Origin of the sequence: Streptomyces sp. SID5910, assembly GCF_009862125.1 — a bacterium.
Taxonomy (GTDB): Bacteria; Actinomycetota; Actinomycetes; order Streptomycetales; family Streptomycetaceae; genus Streptomyces.
On the sequence record NZ_WWHX01000434.1, the window covers coordinates 1 to 1,119 of the forward strand.

The following is a 1,119-nucleotide window of genomic DNA, read 5'->3' on the forward strand; positions in this document are numbered from 1 at the left end:
GGCCAGGTGCTCGACCGGCTGGTGGGTCGGGCCGTCCTCGCCGAGCCCGACGGAGTCGTGCGTCCACACGTACGTCACCGGGAGCTGCATCAGCGCGGACATCCGCACCGCGTTGCGCATGTAGTCGGAGAACACCAGGAAGGTGCCGCCGTAGACGCGGGTGTTGCCGTGCAGGGCGATGCCGTTCATCTCCGCGGCCATCGAGAACTCGCGGATGCCGAAGTGCACGGTGCGCCCGTACGGGCTGGCCCCCGGCAGCGGGTTGCCCTCGGGGAGGAAGGAGCTGGTCTTGTCGATGGTCGTGTTGTTCGAACCGGCCAGGTCGGCGGAGCCGCCCCACAGCTCGGGCAGCACCGGGCCGAGGGCCTGGAGGACCTTGCCGGACGCGGCGCGGGTGGCGACCGACTTGCCGGGCTCGAACACCGGCAGCGCGTCCTGCCAGCCCTCGGGGAGCCGGCCCGCGACGACGCGGTCGAACAGCCGGGCGCGGTCCGGCTGGGCGCCGCGCCACGTGTCGAGGCGCTTGTCCCAGGCGGCGTGCGCCTCGGCACCCCGGTCCAGAGCCGCGCGGGTGTGGGCGAGGACGTCGTCGGCGACCTCGAAGGACCGCTCCGGGTCGAAGCCGAGGACGCGCTTGGTGGCGGCGACCTCGTCCGCGCCGAGCGCGGAGCCGTGGGACGCCTCGGTGTTCTGCGCGTTCGGGGCGGGCCAGGCGATGATCGTGCGCATCGCGATGATGGAGGGGCGCCCGGTCTCGGCCTTGGCCGCGGTCAGCGCCGCGTACAGGGCGTGCACGTCGACGTCGCCGTTCTCGGCGGGCTCGATGCGCTGCACGTGCCAGCCGTAGGCCTCGTACCGCTTGAGCACGTCCTCGGAGAACGCGGTCGCGGTGTCGCCCTCGATGGAGATGTGGTTGTCGTCGTAGAGGAAGACCAGGTTGCCGAGCCGCTGGTGCCCGGCGAGGGACGACGCCTCGGCGGAGACGCCCTCCTGGAGGTCGCCGTCGGAGACGATCGCCCAGATCGTGTGGTCGAAGGGCGACTCGCCCTCCGGTGCCTCGGGATCGAACAGGCCGCGCTCGTAGCGGGCGGCCATCGCCATGCCCACCGCGTTGGCGAC

The 1,119-nt window shown here is 72.7% G+C and carries 1 protein-coding gene; it reads right to left on the reverse strand.

The window, feature by feature from the left end; all coding sequences use genetic code 11:
- Positions 1–1,119 (reverse strand): thiamine pyrophosphate-binding protein (locus GTW67_RS15235; protein WP_524539783.1); only part of this gene is annotated, 1,119 nt, incomplete at both ends.